Source organism: bacterium (assembly GCA_008933615.1).
GTDB lineage: Bacteria > CLD3 > CLD3 > SB21 > SB21 > SB21.
The window spans coordinates 166,459-183,813 of record WBUR01000001.1 but is presented as its reverse complement, the minus strand read 5'-3'; the positions used below and the strand labels follow the sequence as shown (position 1 = coordinate 183,813).

The following is a 17,355-nucleotide window of genomic DNA, read 5'->3' as shown; positions in this document are numbered from 1 at the left end:
GAGCATACGATTGCAGTGACGGATAACGGGGCTGAAATCCTGACTATGTCGGATTTATTTTAAATTAAACTTGATTTTTTGGTTATTTATGATATATTGAGCAACCATTTGATTACGATTGTTTTTACAATAACTTAGGGGTTTTTGATTGGCTAAGGAAGAGCTTATAAAAGTAGACGGGACGATTTTAGAAACCTTACCCAACGCCACGTTTAGAGTTAAATTAGAAAATGGACATGAGATTCACGCACATATTTCCGGTAAAATGAGAATGCACTTTATTCGAATTTTGCCCGGCGACAAGGTGACGGTTGAATTGTCGCCTTATGATTTATCCAAAGGTCGGATTACGTATCGTTTTAAATAGAAGATGTTAGGAGTCGGATACCATGAAAGTAAGATCATCGGTTAGAAAAATTTGTGACAAGTGCAAGATTATTCGCCGTAAAGGCGTCGTTCGCGTCATATGCGAAAATAAGAAGCACAAACAACGTCAAGGATAATTATTCATCCATAGTATTTTAAGGAGAGAACTTTGGCACGTATAGCGGGCATAGAATTACCCAAAGAAAAAAGGGCGTTTATCGCGTTGACTTATATCTACGGAATCGGTAGAACGACCGCTAAAAATATTTTGAAAAAGGCCGGCGTCAGCGAATTTACAAAGGTCAAAGAATTGACCGAAGACGAGGAAAATAAAATTCGAAATGTCATCAACGCCGAAATCAAAGTAGAAGGCGCCTTGCGCAGTGAATTCGGACTTAATATCAAACGCCTTATGGATATCGGGTGCTACCGCGGGTTACGGCATCGTAAAGGCCTGCCGGTTCGCGGACAGAGAACACGGACCAATTCGAGAACACGTAAGGGCAAACGCCGCACTATCGGCGGCCTCAAGAAAGTTGAAGCGAAGAAGTAGTTTAGACTGAAAAAATTAGAATCGTAAGGAGAAATAAATTTGGCAAAAGCAAATCCCCAGCAGCAGACGGCAACGGCGCCACGCAAAAAGAAAAAACTGGTCGAGTCGACCGGCATCGCCATGATCAAGGCGACTTTCAATAACACGATCGTTACTTTGACCAACAGCAACGGCGACGTCATCACCTGGTGCACTTCGGGTAAAATGGGTTTTCGCGGTTCTAAAAAAAGCACGCCGTTCGCGGCTCAGGTTGCTGCAGAAACTGCTGCCAAAGCGGCGATTGATATGGGTTTAAGAAAAGTAGAGGTGCGTGTTAGCGGGCCCGGCGCGGGGAGAGAATCGGCGATTCGTTCACTGCAGGCTGCAGGACTTGAAATAACCGCTATTCGTGACTTGACTCCGATTCCACACAACGGTTGCCGTCCGCCGAAAAAACGTAGAGTATAATTTTATTTTTTGAGATAGCCAAAGCAGGAGATTGTAAATGGCAAGATATACCGATGCAGTATGTAAGTTATGCCGTAGAGAAGGTGAAAAACTTTTCTTGAAGGGCACTAAATGCGTGACCGATAGATGCCCGATCGAAAAGCGGAATTATCCTCCCGGCGAGCATGGCGATAAACGCTCTAAGGCGTCTAACTATAGCGTGCAGTTACGTGAAAAACAAAAAGTAAGACGTATCTATGGCGTACTTGAACGGCAATTCCGTAACTATTTTACGCGGGCAGAAAGCAAAAAAGGGGTAACGGGCGTCGTGCTGCTGCAGTTGCTCGAGAGCCGTCTTGACAATATGTTGTACCGATTAAGTTTTGCAGGATCGCGGTCACAGGCGCGTCAGTTGGTTTTGCACCGTCATGTGGAAGTGAATGGCCGGCTTGTGACTATTCCGTCCTATCAGGTGAAGCCGGGCGACGAAATTGCCATTCGTGAGCAAAGCAAGAAACTGGCGTTGATCCATAATTCACTTAAACGAGTGAAAGAAGGCTCGCAACTAACGTGGATCGATGTAGATAAGGCCAGCTTAAAGGGTAAGTTGATGATGATGCCCGAACGCGAGCAGATTCCGGTCGATGTGAAAGAGCAATTGATCGTTGAGTTGTATTCCAAATAATTAAGTAAATTTTTATACTGTATAAAGTATCAATCTCTAACGAAGGAGATTCAGAGTGCAAAATTGGGCAGGGCTTCAGATGCCGGAGCGCATCGAGTTAGATGAATCCAGTTATACGACTACGTATGGCCGGTTCATTATACAGCCTCTGGAGAGAGGTTTCGGCGTAACCATTGGGAACTCGATCCGTCGAGTTCTTTTGTCGTCTTTACCGGGCGCAGCGATTGCATCCATGAAAGTGGAGGGCGTCTTACATGAGTTTTCAACCATTCCCGGAGTTACGGAAGACGTTTCGGAAATGATTCTAAACCTCAAAGGCGTACGATTTAAACTCCATAACAAGAAGCCGGATAAGGTGGTCGTACACTTTAAAGGTGCCGGCGAGTTTACAGCCGCGTCTATTCAGAAAGCTTCCAACGGCGCCGATTTTGAGATATTGAATCCGGATCATCATATCGCAACCATAGGCAAGGAAGCTAATTTTGACATCGAGTTGCGCATCGGCCGAGGCAAAGGATGGGTTTCAGCTGAAGAAAATAAGTTTCCCGATATGCCGATTGGAACGATTCCGATTGATTCGATCTATAATCCGGTTCGTAACGTGCGTTATTCCATCGAGAGTACCCGCGTCGGTCAACATACGGATTTTGAGAAATTAATCCTTGAGATCACGACGGACGGAAGTATTACTCCCGACGATGCGCTTACGATCAGCGCGCGTTTGTTAAGAGACCACATTCAATTGTTCATCAATTTTGAAGTGGAAGAAGAAGGCGATAACGGAGAGATTGAGGACCAGGAAATTATCCGCATCCGTCAGTTATTGAAAATGAGCGTGGACGAATTAGAACTGTCGGTACGTTCGCATAACTGCCTTCGCGCCGCAGGAATCAAAACGATCGGCGATCTTGTCAGCAAAGACGAGTCGGAAATGCTGAAGTATCGGAATTTCGGGCGTAAATCATTAACTGAACTTAACAAGATTCTGGAAGAACGCGGCATGCATTTCGGTATGGACATTACCAAATATTATAACGGCGACGAATAACATTTATAACCTTTGACAGAATAATAGAGGAACGATGAGACACGGTAAAAAAGGATTTAAGCTGAGCAAAACCGCCAGCCATCGCAAAGCGTTAATCAAGAATCTTTGCAACGAACTCTTTAGACATAAACGTATCACGACGACGATTACTAAAGCTAAAGCCGTGCAGCCGGCTGCGGAACGCCTGCTGAGTTATGCGAAGAAAGGCGATCTGGCCGCGCGTAGGGTCTTGTTGAGCCGTTTGGGCAATTACCGGGTTCTGCTGACACCGAAAAAAGAAACGGCCGACAAAAAAATTGCAAATAAAACCGTCATTCAGGAATTAATGGATGACATTGCACCGAAACTTAAGGAAATGGATGACGTACGTAAAACGGCGAATTCAAATTATACCGGTGGCGGATATACGCGTATCATGCGTTTAGGTAAACGCAAAGGCGATGCGGCCGAACTTGCCGTTCTTGAAATCGTAGGATACGAAAACGCGCAGATCGAAAAACAGAATGCCACGATCTCCGATAAAGAAACAAAAGAAAAACGTAGGATGACATTGGCGGAACGCATCAAAGCTAAAAAAGAAGAACTTAAAACTTCAAAGTAATTTTTAATCGTAAGGGTCTCTCAACATGCCGCGTAAGAAAAAAGAAGTTGCCGAAGAAACTGAAGAAAAAAAAGCAAAAAAAGAAAAGGTAACGAAAACTCAAGAAGACCAGATTGATGAACTTCTACCTAAGATACAGTGCTTCAATGAAAATAAGAAACTGATTTGCGCTAACCTGCAGTGGGAAACTCACAAATGTACCGCAAAGTCCATCGCTCCCGGACGGCTCGCCACGGTGCGACTCGGCAAGAAAAGACGTTGTGCGATGTATGAAGAAACAGCGTTTACTGTTTAAAAAGCATTTCTAAATTCTAGAATATAAGGCAATCATGAAAATGGTTGCCTTTTTTATTTATGTTTGGTTAATTACAAAAAGTATAACATAATAAAACATAATGAAGCTTCGCATCCTCGCCGTATTTTTTGCGTTCTATTTTCCGCTAAACATCTTTGCACAAAAAGAAAACTCAAAATCTATAAAAGCTTTATGGGTTGTCAGAGATATCCTAAAGTCAAAGACAGATATTGAGAAAATGTTAAACGACGCGGAAGCGGCGCGTATTACCGACTTATTTGTTCAGGTAAGGGGCCGGGGCGACGCGTATTATAAGAGCGCGTTGGTTCCTCTGGCGGAAGGTCTTGACGGAAGTTTTGATCCGCTCGAATTCGTGCTCCTTAAGTCTGATGGGCGATTCAAGATCCATGTTTGGATCAACGTTATGTATATATGGTCTGCTGATAATAATCCTGCTTCCAAAGAGCATTTGCTGTTCAAACATCCTGAGTGGAGCGCCGTTTCAAAATCCGGAACTTCCATGATCGATGAAGGATTGAAAAAGCTGAAAGAAAGAAACAAGGAAGGGTATTATCTTTCGCCGGGGAATAACGAGTTTCAGGAGTATTTCTTAAGGGTCGTAGATGAATTAGTGCATCGTTACAAAATAGACGGCGTTCATATGGATTACATACGGTATGCAGGAAAAGAGTATGATTATTCTGTAACCATGCGTTCTAAATTCATCCTAAATTATAATATCGATCCCTTTACGACGGATTCCAATGGCCGTGTGGGCGTCCAGCAAGCAGAACAAAAAAAGTGGTTTGAAAAGTTGTGGTCGACGTTTAGACGAGACGAACTCACCGCGTTCATCAAGCGGATTCGTAACACCGTAAATTCAATTCGAGCAAATATCACGCTGTCCGCCGCGGTGTGGGCGGACATGGACCTTGCTACAAACGAGATGTTCCAAGACTGGCCTGCATGGATCAAGAATGGATATATAGATTTTGCAGTTCCGATGAACTACGCGGCGGATAACAATCTTTTTGAAAGCCGTGTCAAAAGTGCGAAAGACAAAGTTGGCGACAAAATAATGGCGCAAAACATTATCATGGGCATCTCTATGTATAACCAGAATTCTGCGGCAATGAATGAAAAAGTAGCCATTTGCAAAGTATACGGATTGAAAGGCATTTCCTTTTTTTCGTATGAATCCGTTCGAAAAGACAGGGCTTATTATCAAAGAATGGCCGAGGCCGGATATTAGGATCTGAACAAAAACATATTTATTTTAATATCAGATAACTTTATTTTTATCAACATGAAAAAAATATTTGGATTTCTTAAGCCGCCGGATGAGTGGCGATGGGCGGTAAATGTACTTTTAGGAATTTTTGTCGGTATCGGCTGCCTTGCCGTGTATATTTCAAACGCACCGTCCTATCTTTCCGATAAACCGGAAACGTGCATGAATTGCCATGTAATGGCCCCGCAGTTCGCTACATGGCAGCGCAGCAGTCATGCGCGGGTTGCGGTATGCAACGATTGCCATGTTCCCCATGATAATTTTTTTAGAAAATATATGTTTAAAGCGCAGGACGGACTTCGGCATTCGGCCATGTTCACTTTTCGTCTGGAGCCTCAAGTGATACACATTAAAGATGCCGGTGTAACCGTGGTCCAGGAAAACTGTATTCGCTGCCATAGCTCGCTTGTTGATAACGTATCTGCAAAAAAAGTGACGGGTGATAATAATCTGCATGGACAAGGCCAATTATGTTGGCAATGCCATCGGGAAACGCCGCATGGTCGGGTCAACAGCCTTGCTTCCGTTCCGTATGCGCGGGTACCTCGCCTGAGCCCTGTAGTTCCAAAATGGATGGATCAATTTCTTACGAACAAAAATAAATGAACATGTAAAAAGTCATGAAGCGTTAGTACGCTTAAGGAGATACACATGAAAAATATGATTCAGATCGTTCAGGAAAAACCATGGCTCGGATGGGTCTTATTTCTACTGACCGTAGTTGTTGTTTTTTTGATCGGGCTCTTTGCTAATTCCATTATGGAAAGGCGCAGCGAGGAAAAAACCATGTTTCAGGTTGCAAAACCGATTGCAGAATGGGAACCGCGCAATGAAGTATGGGGAGAAAATTTTCCCCGCGAATACGAGACGTATATAGCTACCGCGGATACTACTTTTCGCAGCAAACATGGCGGGAGCGCTACGATTGACATGTTGAAAGAATATCCGAGTTTGGTTGTGTTGTGGGCCGGGTACGCTTTTTCAATGGACTTTAACCAGGCCCGCGGGCATTATAATGCGGTGAAAGATATTCGAAATACACTGCGAACCGTGCCGCGTCAGCCCGCTACCTGCTGGACGTGCAAAAGCACGGACGTGCCGCGCATGATGAACGAAAAAGGCACTGCAGAATTTTATAAAGACAAGTGGCTTAATTTAGGCGCAGAGATAGTCAATCCCATCGGATGTCAGGACTGTCACGATCCTAAAACCATGAATTTACGCATAACCCGACCGGCTTTGATCGAAGCTCTGGCAAGGCAGGGGAAAGACATAACGCAGGCAACGCATCAGGAAATGCGATCGCTTGTTTGCGCACAATGTCATGTGGAATATTATTTTAAAGGAAAAGAAGAAAAATATTTGACCTTTCCTTGGGACAACGGTTTTCGTGCGGAAGATATGGAAGCGTATTATGATAAAATCCAACATGTCGACTGGGTTCATCAATTAAGTAAAACACCGATGCTGAAAGCGCAACATCCCGATTATGAAATATTCAGAACGGGCATTCACGCGGAGCGCGGCATTTCCTGCGCCGATTGTCACATGTCCTATCGAAGTGAAGGCGGCGTAAAATTTACCGATCATAAAATACAAAGCCCTTTAAATAATATGGCCAATGCGTGCCAGGTTTGTCACCGTGAAAGCGAAGAGACATTAAAAAAGAATGTGTACGACCGTCAGGATAAAGTGATCGATATTCGCGGACGCTTGGAAGAAGCGCTGGTGAAAGTACATATCGAGGCGAAAACGGCATGGGACAACGGCGCCACAGAAAACGAAATGAAACCGATATTGCAGCTTATCCGCCAGGCGCAATGGCGCTGGGATTATACTGCGGCCAGCCACGGCGGTTCTTTTCATGCACCGCTTGAAACTGCGCGTGTGATCGGCGACGGAATTGAAAAAGCGCAAGGTGCGCGTATTTTGCTGGCAGAGGTTTTGTTGAAGCATAATGTCAAGCTGCCGGTTCAAATGCCGGACCTGTCCAGCAAAGAAAAGGCACAAGCTTATATCGGGCTTGATTTGAAAAAGTTAAACGATGAAAAAGCAAAGTTCATCAAAGAAATCATACCGCAGTGGGATGAAAAGGCGAAGGAACGGCATGATAAGATGGGCGTTATAGGCAGTAAGTAAGCGATGAACTCTTAACATACTCCGTTTAGGTAGATACGGCGATTTCCCTTTTCAAAACGTTCTAATGATCGTATCTGCCAACCATTGCGCATCGTTTGTTTCCATATAATCGGTCGTATAATGAAGGCCGCGGCTCTCGCGGCGTAACTTTGCGCATCGAATGATCAGTTTTGCTAATTTGGCCAGATTACGTAATTCGATCAGCGCTTCCGTAACTTTAGTTCCCTTATAAAAATTCTCGATCTCATCGCTGATCAGCTGGATTCGACGTTCCGCTCGCTCCAATCGCAGATTTGAACGGACAATTCCCACATAATCCCACATGATCTGTTGTATCTCTTCACGATTGTGCTCGATCAATATCCATTCTTCGGAACTAAAAGTACCGCTTTCATCCCACTCGGGGAAATCAGGAATTTCCAGCTTTTCAGAAATCAATACCTTGCTCGCATGCTCGTATACTTGGTTTGCGAAAACGACCGCTTCCAAAAGAGAATTACTCGCCAGCCGATTGGCGCCATGAACGCCTGTAAGCGCAACCTCACCGCAGGCGTACAACCGATGAATGTCCGTTTGGCCGTGCAGATTGGTTTGAACGCCGCCGCACATGTAATGAGCCGCGGGAACTACGGGAACCGGCTCCTTCGTAATGTCAATTTTAAATTTCTGACAATTTTTGTAAATATGCGGAAAATGTTCTATCGTTTTTTGGGCGTCTAAATGACGCAGATCAAGAAACACACAAGCTTCACCGCGCTTCTTCATTTCAGCGTCAATGGCGCGCGCGACAATATCGCGAGGCGCCAATTCCTTTTGGGGCGAATAACGTTCCATAAAACGTTCCCCGGCCGTATTGATCAGATAGGCGCCATATCCGCGAACGGCTTCACTGATGAGGAAGGACTGCGCATCCGGATGATAGAGGGACGTGGGGTGGAATTGCATAAACTCCAGGTTTCCGACGCGTGCGCCGGCGCGATACGCCATGGCAATTCCGTCGCCGGTTGCAATTTTTGGATTGGTCGTATGTTTATATACCTGTCCGCACCCGCCCGATGCAAGAATCGTAATCTTGGACAAAAATTTCTTAACAATATTATTTTGAATATCCAGTGCATACGCGCCAAAACAATGAACGTTATCCGGTTCGGTAATGTTTTTTCTGAGATGATGTTCCGTAATAACTTCAAGCGCAATATGATTTTCAAAAACCTGAATATTGGGATTTGACTTTACCGCTTCGATGAGCGCGCGTTCGATCTCACGTCCGGTAAGGTCTTGCGCGTGAACGATACGGTGCTGTGAATGGCCGCCTTCTCTGCCGAGATCCAACCGGCCTTCCGTTTTGGTAAACTGTACGCCGATCTCGGTTAGTTCGTTTATCGCCGAGGGCCCATTTTTGACGATAAGCTCTACTGCATCGCGCCGACATAATCCGGCGCCGGCTTTGAGGGTATCCTGCACATGCATTTCAAACGAATCATTAGGCGAGATAACCGATGCGATACCTCCCTGGGCATAGTTCGTATTACTTTCACTGTTGCTTTTTTTTGTAATGATCGCGACTGTTCCGGCACGAGCGCATTTCAATGCAGATGAATAGCCGGCAATGCCGGTTCCGATAACTAGAAAGTCGGTTGTACTTGCCATAAAAACTGAAGGATAATTACTACGCTACTACCAGTTTCTTAGGATGGAATTTTCCGGTCTTGGTATGTCCGTTGGATTGATCGTTGTTGGATCTTTGATGAGCCAATGCCGCTTTCACGAATTCTCTAAATAAAGGATGCGCTTTAATCGCGCGTGATTTGAGTTCCGGATGAAACTGCACGCCGACAAACCACGGATGATCTTTGACCTCGATGATTTCAACCAGTTTGCCGTCCGGTGACATTCCTGAAAAAATCAAACCGTTCGATTCAAAAGGCTCAAAAAAATGATTATTAAATTCATAGCGATGACGATGGCGTTCGCTGATCAACTCGGATTGATAGGCCGCAAAGGCTTTTGTATTCTTCTTCAATACACACGGATAAGCGCCCAGACGCATCGTCGCGCCCATTTCTTTCAGATGTTTTTGGGATTCCATAAGATCGATAACGGCAAACTTCGTGCGTTTCGAGAATTCACTGCTATTGGCGCCGGGAAACTTGCAGACGTTACGGGCAAACTCAATACTGGCGCATTGCATGCCGAGGCAAATTCCAAAGAATGGAATTTTATGTTCTCTTGCGTATTGAACGCCTTTGATCATACCCTCTATCCCCCGTTCGCCAAACCCGCCGGGAACAAGTATGCCGTCTACTCCATCGAAAATTTTTGCAGGATCGCCGTCCTCAAGCCAGACCGAATCGATCCAATGGACATCCACTTTAGCGTTATTCTCAACGCCGGCATGAATAAACGATTCAAGAATACTTTTGTAAGCGTCCGGCAACCCGGTGTATTTTCCGCAAATGGCGATCCGAACACGATTGTCAGGATGGTAAACCTTATTAACGAGATTGGTCCAGGCCGCAACTGAAACGTCTTTTCCTCGCAAATTCAGTTTCTTAAGAACGAGGGAATCCAATCCGTTCTGATGCATGATCAACGGAACTTCGTAAATAGACGCCACATCCGATGCTTCAATCACCGCGTCGGTATTGACATTACAGAATAGTCCGATTTTCGCCCGGAGCTCTCGCGATAAATTCTTTTCAGAACGGCATAACAAAATATCCGGCTGAATACCGATTTCCCTCAATTTCATAACACTGTGTTGCGTCGGTTTTGTTTTGAGTTCATCCGCCGCTTTGATAAAAGGAACCAGCGTGACGTGAATATTGATCGTATCGCGCTGACGTCCATCAAGACAAAATTGGCGGATGGCTTCCAAAAAAGGCAGGCTTTCAATGTCGCCGACCGTCCCGCCGATCTCGGTAATGATAATATCATATCCCTCATCGGAAAGGCTGCAAATGCGGCTTTTGATCTCGTCCGTAATATGCGGAATGACCTGAACGGTGGCGCCGAGGTAATCCCCTTTGCGCTCGCGGTCAATGACCGTTTTGTAAACTTTGCCGGTAGTGTGGCTGTTACGCGTGGTCATGTTAACGTCAATAAAACGTTCATAATGTCCGAGATCCAGATCGGTTTCAGCTCCGTCATCGGTCACAAAAACTTCTCCGTGCTGATAAGGGCTCATGGTCCCGGGATCAACATTGATGTAGGGGTCAAATTTCTGAATAGTGACCGTAAATCCGCGCGCTTTTAACAGCATACCTAAACTGGCCGCTGCGATCCCTTTACCCAATGAAGATATCACACCGCCGGTTACAAAAATATATTTTGTTTTTCTTTTTGGTTTTCTGACGCTCTTCATGAATATGTGGGGTTAAATTTTAACACTTTACAAAAAAAAAGAGACACAGATTGTGTCTCTTTTGGTTTTACGACCCAACAACTTTGGGTACCACGAAATACTGCCAGGTTTTCTCCGGCGCATTTTGAAGGACTTTGTCGATCGGAAGACTTTCCTTGATTTCATCGTCTCGAAACACATCTTGGTACGAAATTGGATGACAAGTTGCTTCTACGGAGGAAGTGTCGACCTTATTTAATTGATCAACGTATTCCAAAATTGTATTCAACTGATGCGTATATTTCTCCAGCTCGTTTTCGTTGAATTCTAAATTGGCTAACGTCGCTATCTTTTTGACTTCGTTGATAGTTACGGACATTCACACACTTTCAATTTTTGATTGGGGCAATATAGGCCAAAAGCCAAAAAATGTCAAATTATTTCTAAGGTTTATGGACGCGTTATTTGAAATTGATTTATTGTTTTAATAAGTTTATATTAAAATCACTCATTTTGAAGAAGGATATTGATCATAGTGAACAGCGTTCTCATGTTCCTGCTATTCTCCGTTCTTTTACAACCGGTAGATGAAACGTCATTGTCCGGCTATAAGGCGCTGGTTCGTACGATCGTATATGAAGACGGATCTATTGCTCGCAGAGTAGAGTTGGGACTTAATCCGGATATTAAAGAGACGATTCGATTTAAGAAGGAGTTCCTGATCGAGAACGGGTATGACGTTTATGAAAAAGCGACCGACAGCAGTTTTTACCTTATCGGGTCGAAGACGGCGGGAGCATCGACGAAGAATGAAAATATTTTTTCAGACGGTATCAGTTCGATCGGCATTCGAAGAGTGGAGGATGAATTTCAGTATCACGAGGAATTTTTTACGGCTTTCGTAATGGAGGAAGTAAAAAAATCAGATCTAAGAAACGATGAGGCCGCAGCTAAAGTATTGCTGGCCGATATCCAGTTTGACTTTGTTACTACCTTGCCCGGACGAATGATCAGCGTTAATTCCGGAGAGTTTGACCAAAGCCAAGCGCGCTGGAAATACGACGTGGAGCAGTTATTTAAGCATCCTTCATTTATCATGGAAGCCAAAAGTTCGATCAAAAGGGATGAAACTTTGATCTGGGCGGTATTCATGGTTGGTATGCTGATTCTTACCATGGGTTTTTTGATGTTAATTAAAATGAAACTATCATAACGAGTTTTAAAAAACATGATGTTTAACCAAGAGAAAGGGTGAGGAGTTATGAGCTACAAAGAAGAAGTACACGGAGACGTTTATGTTCTTGCTATCAAAGGAAAACTGATGGGCGGATCGGAAACCGCAGAAATTCATGACCGCGTAAAGGAATTAGTACAGGTTGGCGTAAAACGCATCGTGTTGGATCTGGGCGGAGTAAAGTGGATGAACAGTTCCGGTTTAGGCGCGCTCATGTCAAGTATGACCTCGATAAGGAATGCTGACGGCGATCTTAAACTATCGTCGGTGGCAGAAAAGGTGGAGAGTCTGCTTATCATTACGCAGCTTCTCAAAATATTTAAGACCTACGGAACAATTGATGAAGCTGTAAAAAGTTTTCATGAATCTTAAGAAAGCGAATTCGCGTGAGTACCGGTTTCGTAACGGATCCCATTTACCTGCTGCACCGGGACGAAACCGGCAGCCATCCTGAGTGTCCTGAAAGGCTCCGCAAGATTCTTGATGAAATACAGAGAAACAAATTATCTGAAAACCTGATCCCAATATCAGCTCGTAAAGCGGAAGAGAACTCTTTGGCGCGTTGTCATACACGCGGCCACATTGATAAAATAAAAGAAGCGGCTTCTCGTGAAACGCGGTATTTGGATGCGGACACTTTTGTAAATCCGGTTTCATTCGATGCGGCGTTGACGGCATGCGGCGGTGTGATGGCAGGTATCGATAGCGTAATGAACGGAAAGTGCAGCAACATTTTTTGCGCTGTACGCCCTCCGGGACATCATGCAGAATCGGACAGAGCAATGGGTTTTTGTTTGCTTAATAATGTTGCAGTAGGGGCGCGATACGCGCAAGAAGTCCATGATTTAAAAAAAGTTTTTATTCTGGATTGGGATGTTCACCACGGAAACGGGACTCAGGAAATTTTTTACGAAGATGACACGGTGTTTTATTTCAGCATACATCAATTTCCTTTGTACCCCGGCACCGGTAGGAAAGAAGAAACCGGGAAAGGTAAGGGAAAAGGATTCACGTGTAATATCCCAGTTCCTGCCGGATACGGCGATAAAGACTATTTTTACGTTTTTCAAAATGAACTTCAGGACTGCCTGAGTTCTTTTCGGCCTGATTTGATATTGATTTCTGCCGGATTTGATGCGCACCGTGAAGACTCGTTGGCGCAGATGGATGTGAGCACCGAAGGCTTTGCCGATATGACACATGTAGTCAAAGACTCTGCAACACGTTACTGCAATGGCCGGCTGGTTTCGGTTCTTGAAGGAGGTTATCATTTGACCGCGCTTGCCGATTCTGTCTCTGCTCATTTACGGGTTTTGATGCATGATTAATCATTACCTGAATAGTTTTTTGAAAATAAGTTTTAGTGTTGCGACGCTTTGTATTTGCAGTTCCGGTTTGCTCTTTGAAATACATGCGCAAGTTGAATCCGACAGCACAAGTGACGCAAATTCTTCAGGAATCATGCTTCTTGGCGATACGACGTCGGCGGTTAAAGGAATAGCGATGTCGCAAAATCGCGCGTTTGCCATTGACACCTTGTTCCGTTCGCCCTGGGGCGCAGTAGGCAGATCCTTTTTGATTCCGGGGTGGGGGCAATGGTATAATGACAGCAAATGGAAGGCCCCGGTTTTTATGATCGCCGATGTATCGCTGATAAGTGTTTACCTGGGTAAGAACAAAAAAGTAAACCGCATTGAGCATCAGCGGAAACAAATTAACCGTCAGATTAATACCGATCCTTTCTTGACAACGGAGCAGAAGCAAATATTACAAAGCCGTTATAATAATTTAACGGCACGATTAGACGGCGCATTGAATGATCGGAATGTATACGGATGGTATTTTGCCATTTCTCATTTGCTCGGCATGGTTGACGCTTATGTGGATGCGCATTTATATAAATTCAAAGATAAAATGGATATAGCTTATGATCCCAGCTTAAATACGGTTTATTTATGTTGGAGGGTTCAATGGTAAAAATTTCAAACCCCGGTACGAAATGTCAGATTTCTAACAATAATTGTAAAAGGGAGCAACCGTGACGGAAGCGACAGTATCAACGGCTCCGGTGGACGTACAGAGACCTATGCAAGACATCCTGGTCGTTGACGATGAAATTGACAATCTTGACCTGCTTAAACGTACGTTTCGCCGTGAGTACAATGTCCACACGGCCATCAGCGCGCAGGAAGCGCTCAAACTGCTTGAAAGGCAGGAATTTGCCGTGATCGTGAGCGATCAGCGTATGCCGGAAATGACCGGCGTTGAATTGCTGCAAAAAGCCCGAGAAAAATATCCGTATACCATACGTATCCTTCTGACAGGATACACGGATATTAACGCGCTGGTTGATGCGATCAACATGGGCCACGTGTACCGTTATGTGACCAAGCCGTGGAGCCGTGAAGAGATAGTCATGACGGTCAAGCGCGCCGTAGAGCATTATGAAACGACCAAACAAAACTTCAGTCTTCTCGAAGAATTAAAAATAAAAAATGAAGCGCTTGAAAACAGTTATAAAGAATTAAAAAGGCTGGATGAACTTAAGACACGTTTTATGGTCATATCGAGCCACGAACTGCGCACACCCGCGTCTATCATTTCCGGTAATTTGGAATTGCTCATGTCAGGCGCCATGGGAGAATTTCAAAAAGATCAGAAAGAAATTGTGGAAAATGCGTACAAAGGCACCACGCGTCTGATTGATCTTATCGAGGATGTATTGTCCGTGCTGCGAATTGATTCACATAAACTTAAACTCAATATCAGTACGTTTAACCTGCAAGATCTGGTTAATGAAGGCGCTGATGCGCTGAAGATTTTTGTTAACGAGCGAAAGCAGAAAGTGGTCAATAACATCCCTGCAATTTACATTGAGGCGGACAGCAACCGTATGTATCAGGTTGTAATTAATCTGCTCAGTAATGCTATGAAATATTCACAGGATGGCGCTCTGATCGAATTTAACGGTTCGGTTGAAAATGACGCAGCGCATATAATTTGTAAAGATAACGGGATCGGAATTCCAAAAGCGGAACTTGAAAAAATATTTGAAAAATTCTATCAGCTGGGCGATGCAGACCAACACCGGACAAGTAAACACAAATTTATGGGGGGCGGAAGCGGGCTCGGTTTGACTATCGTGCGGGGAACGATGGAGGAACATAACGGGAAAGTTTGGGCCGAAAGCGAGGGAACTAATACCGGCACGGCAATTCATTTGATTATTCCTTTGAAACATGTTCCAGTCAATTCCATATAAATAAAGAGATTCTGAGTGACGATGGAGAAACCGGTTCTGACGTATTCGCATAGTCTTCTATTGCCGTTAACGCGTTCGTGTGGAGTTCACTGCAATTATTGTACGTTCAAACGGAATGACGGCACGCTTCTCACATTCGACGAAATAGAAACTGAACTTCAGAAACATTCTGTATCCGGAATCTGTGAGGTGACGGTAACAGCGGGGCAAGCTCTTGAAGAACTTCCGGAAATATCCGAACAACTGAATAAACAAGGTTATGCATCGTATACGGAATACGTACGCGACGTATGTCATCTCATACTGGAGAACGGGCTCTTACCGTCACTCGATATAGGCCCTATGACTTATGCACAACTGGAAACGCTGGCCCCGTATATGGCTTCGATGAACTTGTTTTTGGAAAATATCAATACCGACTTTGTGGCTACCATTCAAAAGGACAAAAGTATTGACGAAAGAATGGAATGTATCTCCGATGCGGGATTGCTTCAGATTCCGGTCACAACAGGTATTTTGTTAGGCGCCGGTGAAAGTATTGACGACGGTTTTGCAACATTAGGCGCCATTGAAGAATTACATGAAAAACATAAGCACATTCAATCGGTGGTTTTTCAATGCGTATTTTCGGATGGACATTTCCAGACTTCAGATGTGTCGGCCGGAGAACTGCAGCTTCTGATCAAATATTGCAAAAAGATGATGCCCAATGTTGCAGTAAGCGTACCGATACAATCTTCCTGTCCATGGCTGGATGAAAATGTAAACGGCGTTGACGATATCGGCCATGTCTATGAGGGAACCGACGGGATAGACTGGGGGAGCGCTTTTCCGAAGTTGACTGAAATAGAACGTATGATAATTAAAAAAGGTTACGGCCTTAAAGCGCGTTTTCCCATATTTGAAACGATGTTTAAACGCATGCGGCTTTCTGAGCATCTTCAAGCCACGATAAACGAATGGATTAACAAAAAAGAATATATGTCATACCGGAATTAGTTATGCAAACATTCCCAAATGTTAAAGTGATATCGCATCCGCTCGTTCAGCAAAAGTTGACCTATTTGCGCGACAAGAATACAAGTACGCGCGAATTCCGTAAACTTCTGAGCGAGATCACGGCGTTGATGTTATTTGAAATTACCGAAGATCTGCAGACCAAAGACATTGAAGTAGAAACGCCTCTGGAAAAAACAACCTCCAAAGTACTGAAAGATTATGTTATATTAGTACCTGTGTTACGAGCGGGCTTAGGTATGCTGGATGGCGCGTTGGATCTTATTCCCAATGCAAAAGTAGGACATATAGGCCTTTACCGAGATGAAAAAACGCTGCAACCGGTCGAGTATTATGCTAAATTTCCACCGGTCATGCCTGAGGCGATCGTCATAATGCTGGATCCTATGCTTGCAACCGGCGGAAGTTCCTCAGCGGCTATCGCATTACTCAAAAAAAGAAACGCTAAAAAATTAAAATGTCTTTCTCTTGTTTCGGCTCCGGAAGGAATAAAAAAAATGCAAACGGATCATCCCGACGTAATGATCTATACAGCTAGTGTGGATAGAAAGCTAAATGACCTCGGGTACATTGTGCCGGGCTTGGGCGATGCGGGAGACAGGTTATATGGAACAAAATAAGAAATTATCCGTGAACCATATACCAAAAGATCAGCAGCGTTCTCCCGATTATCAATTGGTGATCCCGAGCTTACTCGAGAAATTGAGCGAGGTCGAAGAAATAACGGAAAAGGTTACCCTGCAGCATGAAATTCCGGACGATGACAGAGATAATCTTGCCATTGCAATTACGGAGCTAACGAATAATGCGATCATGCACGGTAATAAATTTGACTTTGAAAAGAAAGTTACCATCAGTTTTTATTTTGACAACAACGAGGTGTGCGTATATATTAAGGATCAGGGAAAAGGGTTTGATCCAACGGCTATTGGGAACCCGCTTGACCCGGAAAATTTATTAAAGGAAAGCGGACGCGGTATTTTTATTTTAAAGTCCATTATGGACGATGTTCAATTTCAGGTAAGCGATCAGGGAACGGAAGTAAAAATCATAAAAAAAATAGAACATTCATAAACCTTTAAGAAGGTGTTGATA

The 17,355-nt window shown here is 44.2% G+C and carries 22 protein-coding genes; 19 read left to right on the top strand and 3 right to left on the bottom strand.

The genetic code is table 11. From position 1 onward, the window contains the following. Positions 1–148: 148 nt before the first annotated feature. The 11 genes from infA to nrfA all read left to right on the top strand — a co-directional run bounded on the left by infA (position 149) and on the right by nrfA (position 7,404). Positions 149–367: a translation initiation factor IF-1 gene (gene infA, locus F9K33_00765; protein KAB2881619.1), complete on the top strand. Its 219-nt coding sequence runs from the start codon at positions 149–151 to the stop codon at positions 365–367. A gap of 22 nt (positions 368–389) precedes the next feature. Then, on the top strand, positions 390–503 hold the full coding sequence (rpmJ, locus tag F9K33_00760) for a 50S ribosomal protein L36 (GenBank protein ID KAB2881618.1): 114 nt from the start codon (positions 390–392) through the stop codon (positions 501–503). Between the two features lie 32 nt (positions 504–535). Then, positions 536–919, top strand: coding sequence for a 30S ribosomal protein S13 (gene rpsM / locus F9K33_00755; GenBank protein ID KAB2881617.1), 384 nt, complete (start codon positions 536–538; stop codon positions 917–919). Between the two features lie 39 nt (positions 920–958). Continuing rightward, a complete protein-coding gene (gene rpsK / locus F9K33_00750; GenBank protein KAB2881616.1) occupies positions 959–1,366 on the top strand; it encodes a 30S ribosomal protein S11 in 408 nt (135 codons plus the stop codon). A gap of 37 nt (positions 1,367–1,403) precedes the next feature. Beyond that, on the top strand, positions 1,404–2,030 hold the full coding sequence (gene rpsD / locus F9K33_00745) for a 30S ribosomal protein S4 (GenBank protein ID KAB2881615.1): 627 nt from the start codon (positions 1,404–1,406) through the stop codon (positions 2,028–2,030). A gap of 55 nt (positions 2,031–2,085) precedes the next feature. Continuing rightward, positions 2,086–3,078, top strand: coding sequence for a DNA-directed RNA polymerase subunit alpha (locus tag F9K33_00740; protein KAB2881614.1), 993 nt, complete (start codon positions 2,086–2,088; stop codon positions 3,076–3,078). A gap of 34 nt (positions 3,079–3,112) precedes the next feature. Then, positions 3,113–3,679, top strand: a complete 567-nt coding sequence (gene rplQ / locus F9K33_00735; GenBank protein ID KAB2881613.1) for a 50S ribosomal protein L17 — start codon at positions 3,113–3,115, stop codon at positions 3,677–3,679. Between the two features lie 25 nt (positions 3,680–3,704). After that, positions 3,705–3,974: a hypothetical protein gene (locus F9K33_00730; GenBank protein ID KAB2881612.1), complete on the top strand. Its 270-nt coding sequence runs from the start codon at positions 3,705–3,707 to the stop codon at positions 3,972–3,974. A 100-nt stretch (positions 3,975–4,074) separates the two neighbouring features. Then, entirely contained in the window at positions 4,075–5,226 is a 1,152-nt protein-coding gene (locus F9K33_00725; GenBank protein ID KAB2881611.1) for a family 10 glycosylhydrolase, read from the top strand. A 54-nt stretch (positions 5,227–5,280) separates the two neighbouring features. Continuing rightward, complete coding sequence (gene nrfH / locus F9K33_00720) at positions 5,281–5,871, top strand: cytochrome c nitrite reductase small subunit (GenBank protein KAB2881610.1); 591 nt, start codon at positions 5,281–5,283, stop codon at positions 5,869–5,871. Between the two features lie 45 nt (positions 5,872–5,916). Further along, a complete protein-coding gene (gene nrfA, locus F9K33_00715; protein KAB2881609.1) occupies positions 5,917–7,404 on the top strand; it encodes an ammonia-forming cytochrome c nitrite reductase in 1,488 nt (495 codons plus the stop codon). Between the two features lie 51 nt (positions 7,405–7,455). Here the strand turns inward: nrfA and nadB are convergent, their stop codons facing one another. The 3 genes from nadB to gatC form a co-directional block, all read right to left on the bottom strand. Continuing rightward, entirely contained in the window at positions 7,456–9,054 is a 1,599-nt protein-coding gene (gene nadB / locus F9K33_00710; protein KAB2881608.1) for an L-aspartate oxidase, read from the bottom strand. A gap of 19 nt (positions 9,055–9,073) precedes the next feature. Further along, positions 9,074–10,768, bottom strand: coding sequence for a CTP synthase (locus F9K33_00705; GenBank protein KAB2881607.1), 1,695 nt, complete (start codon positions 10,766–10,768; stop codon positions 9,074–9,076). 67 nt (positions 10,769–10,835) lie between these two features. Then, positions 10,836–11,126, bottom strand: a complete 291-nt coding sequence (gatC, locus tag F9K33_00700) for an Asp-tRNA(Asn)/Glu-tRNA(Gln) amidotransferase subunit GatC (protein ID KAB2881606.1) — start codon at positions 11,124–11,126, stop codon at positions 10,836–10,838. Between the two features lie 147 nt (positions 11,127–11,273). Between gatC and F9K33_00695 the strand changes: the two genes are divergently transcribed. The 8 genes from F9K33_00695 to F9K33_00660 all read left to right on the top strand — a co-directional run bounded on the left by F9K33_00695 (position 11,274) and on the right by F9K33_00660 (position 17,334). Beyond that, the gene (locus tag F9K33_00695; protein ID KAB2881605.1) at positions 11,274–11,960 is read left to right on the top strand and encodes a hypothetical protein; all 687 of its coding nucleotides are present in this window, start codon (positions 11,274–11,276) and stop codon (positions 11,958–11,960) included. Positions 11,961–12,008: 48 nt separating this feature from the next. Then, on the top strand, positions 12,009–12,353 hold the full coding sequence (locus tag F9K33_00690; GenBank protein KAB2881604.1) for an STAS domain-containing protein: 345 nt from the start codon (positions 12,009–12,011) through the stop codon (positions 12,351–12,353). 14 nt (positions 12,354–12,367) lie between these two features. Next, positions 12,368–13,309, top strand: a complete 942-nt coding sequence (locus F9K33_00685; protein KAB2881603.1) for a histone deacetylase — start codon at positions 12,368–12,370, stop codon at positions 13,307–13,309. Next, a complete protein-coding gene (locus tag F9K33_00680) occupies positions 13,302–13,958 on the top strand; it encodes a DUF1542 domain-containing protein (GenBank protein KAB2881602.1) in 657 nt (218 codons plus the stop codon). Before F9K33_00685 ends, F9K33_00680 begins: the two co-directional genes overlap by 8 nt. A gap of 61 nt (positions 13,959–14,019) precedes the next feature. Next, positions 14,020–15,243, top strand: coding sequence for a hybrid sensor histidine kinase/response regulator (locus tag F9K33_00675; GenBank protein KAB2881601.1), 1,224 nt, complete (start codon positions 14,020–14,022; stop codon positions 15,241–15,243). Positions 15,244–15,264: 21 nt separating this feature from the next. Further along, positions 15,265–16,242, top strand: a complete 978-nt coding sequence (gene cofG, locus F9K33_00670) for a 7,8-didemethyl-8-hydroxy-5-deazariboflavin synthase subunit CofG (protein KAB2881600.1) — start codon at positions 15,265–15,267, stop codon at positions 16,240–16,242. A 2-nt stretch (positions 16,243–16,244) separates the two neighbouring features. Beyond that, positions 16,245–16,880 (top strand): uracil phosphoribosyltransferase, encoded by a 636-nt coding sequence (locus tag F9K33_00665; GenBank protein ID KAB2881599.1) that lies wholly within the window; start codon positions 16,245–16,247, stop codon positions 16,878–16,880. Next, complete coding sequence (locus tag F9K33_00660) at positions 16,816–17,334, top strand: ATP-binding protein (GenBank protein KAB2881598.1); 519 nt, start codon at positions 16,816–16,818, stop codon at positions 17,332–17,334. The genes F9K33_00665 and F9K33_00660 overlap by 65 nt, the downstream gene beginning before the upstream one ends. Positions 17,335–17,355: the final 21 nt, after the last annotated feature.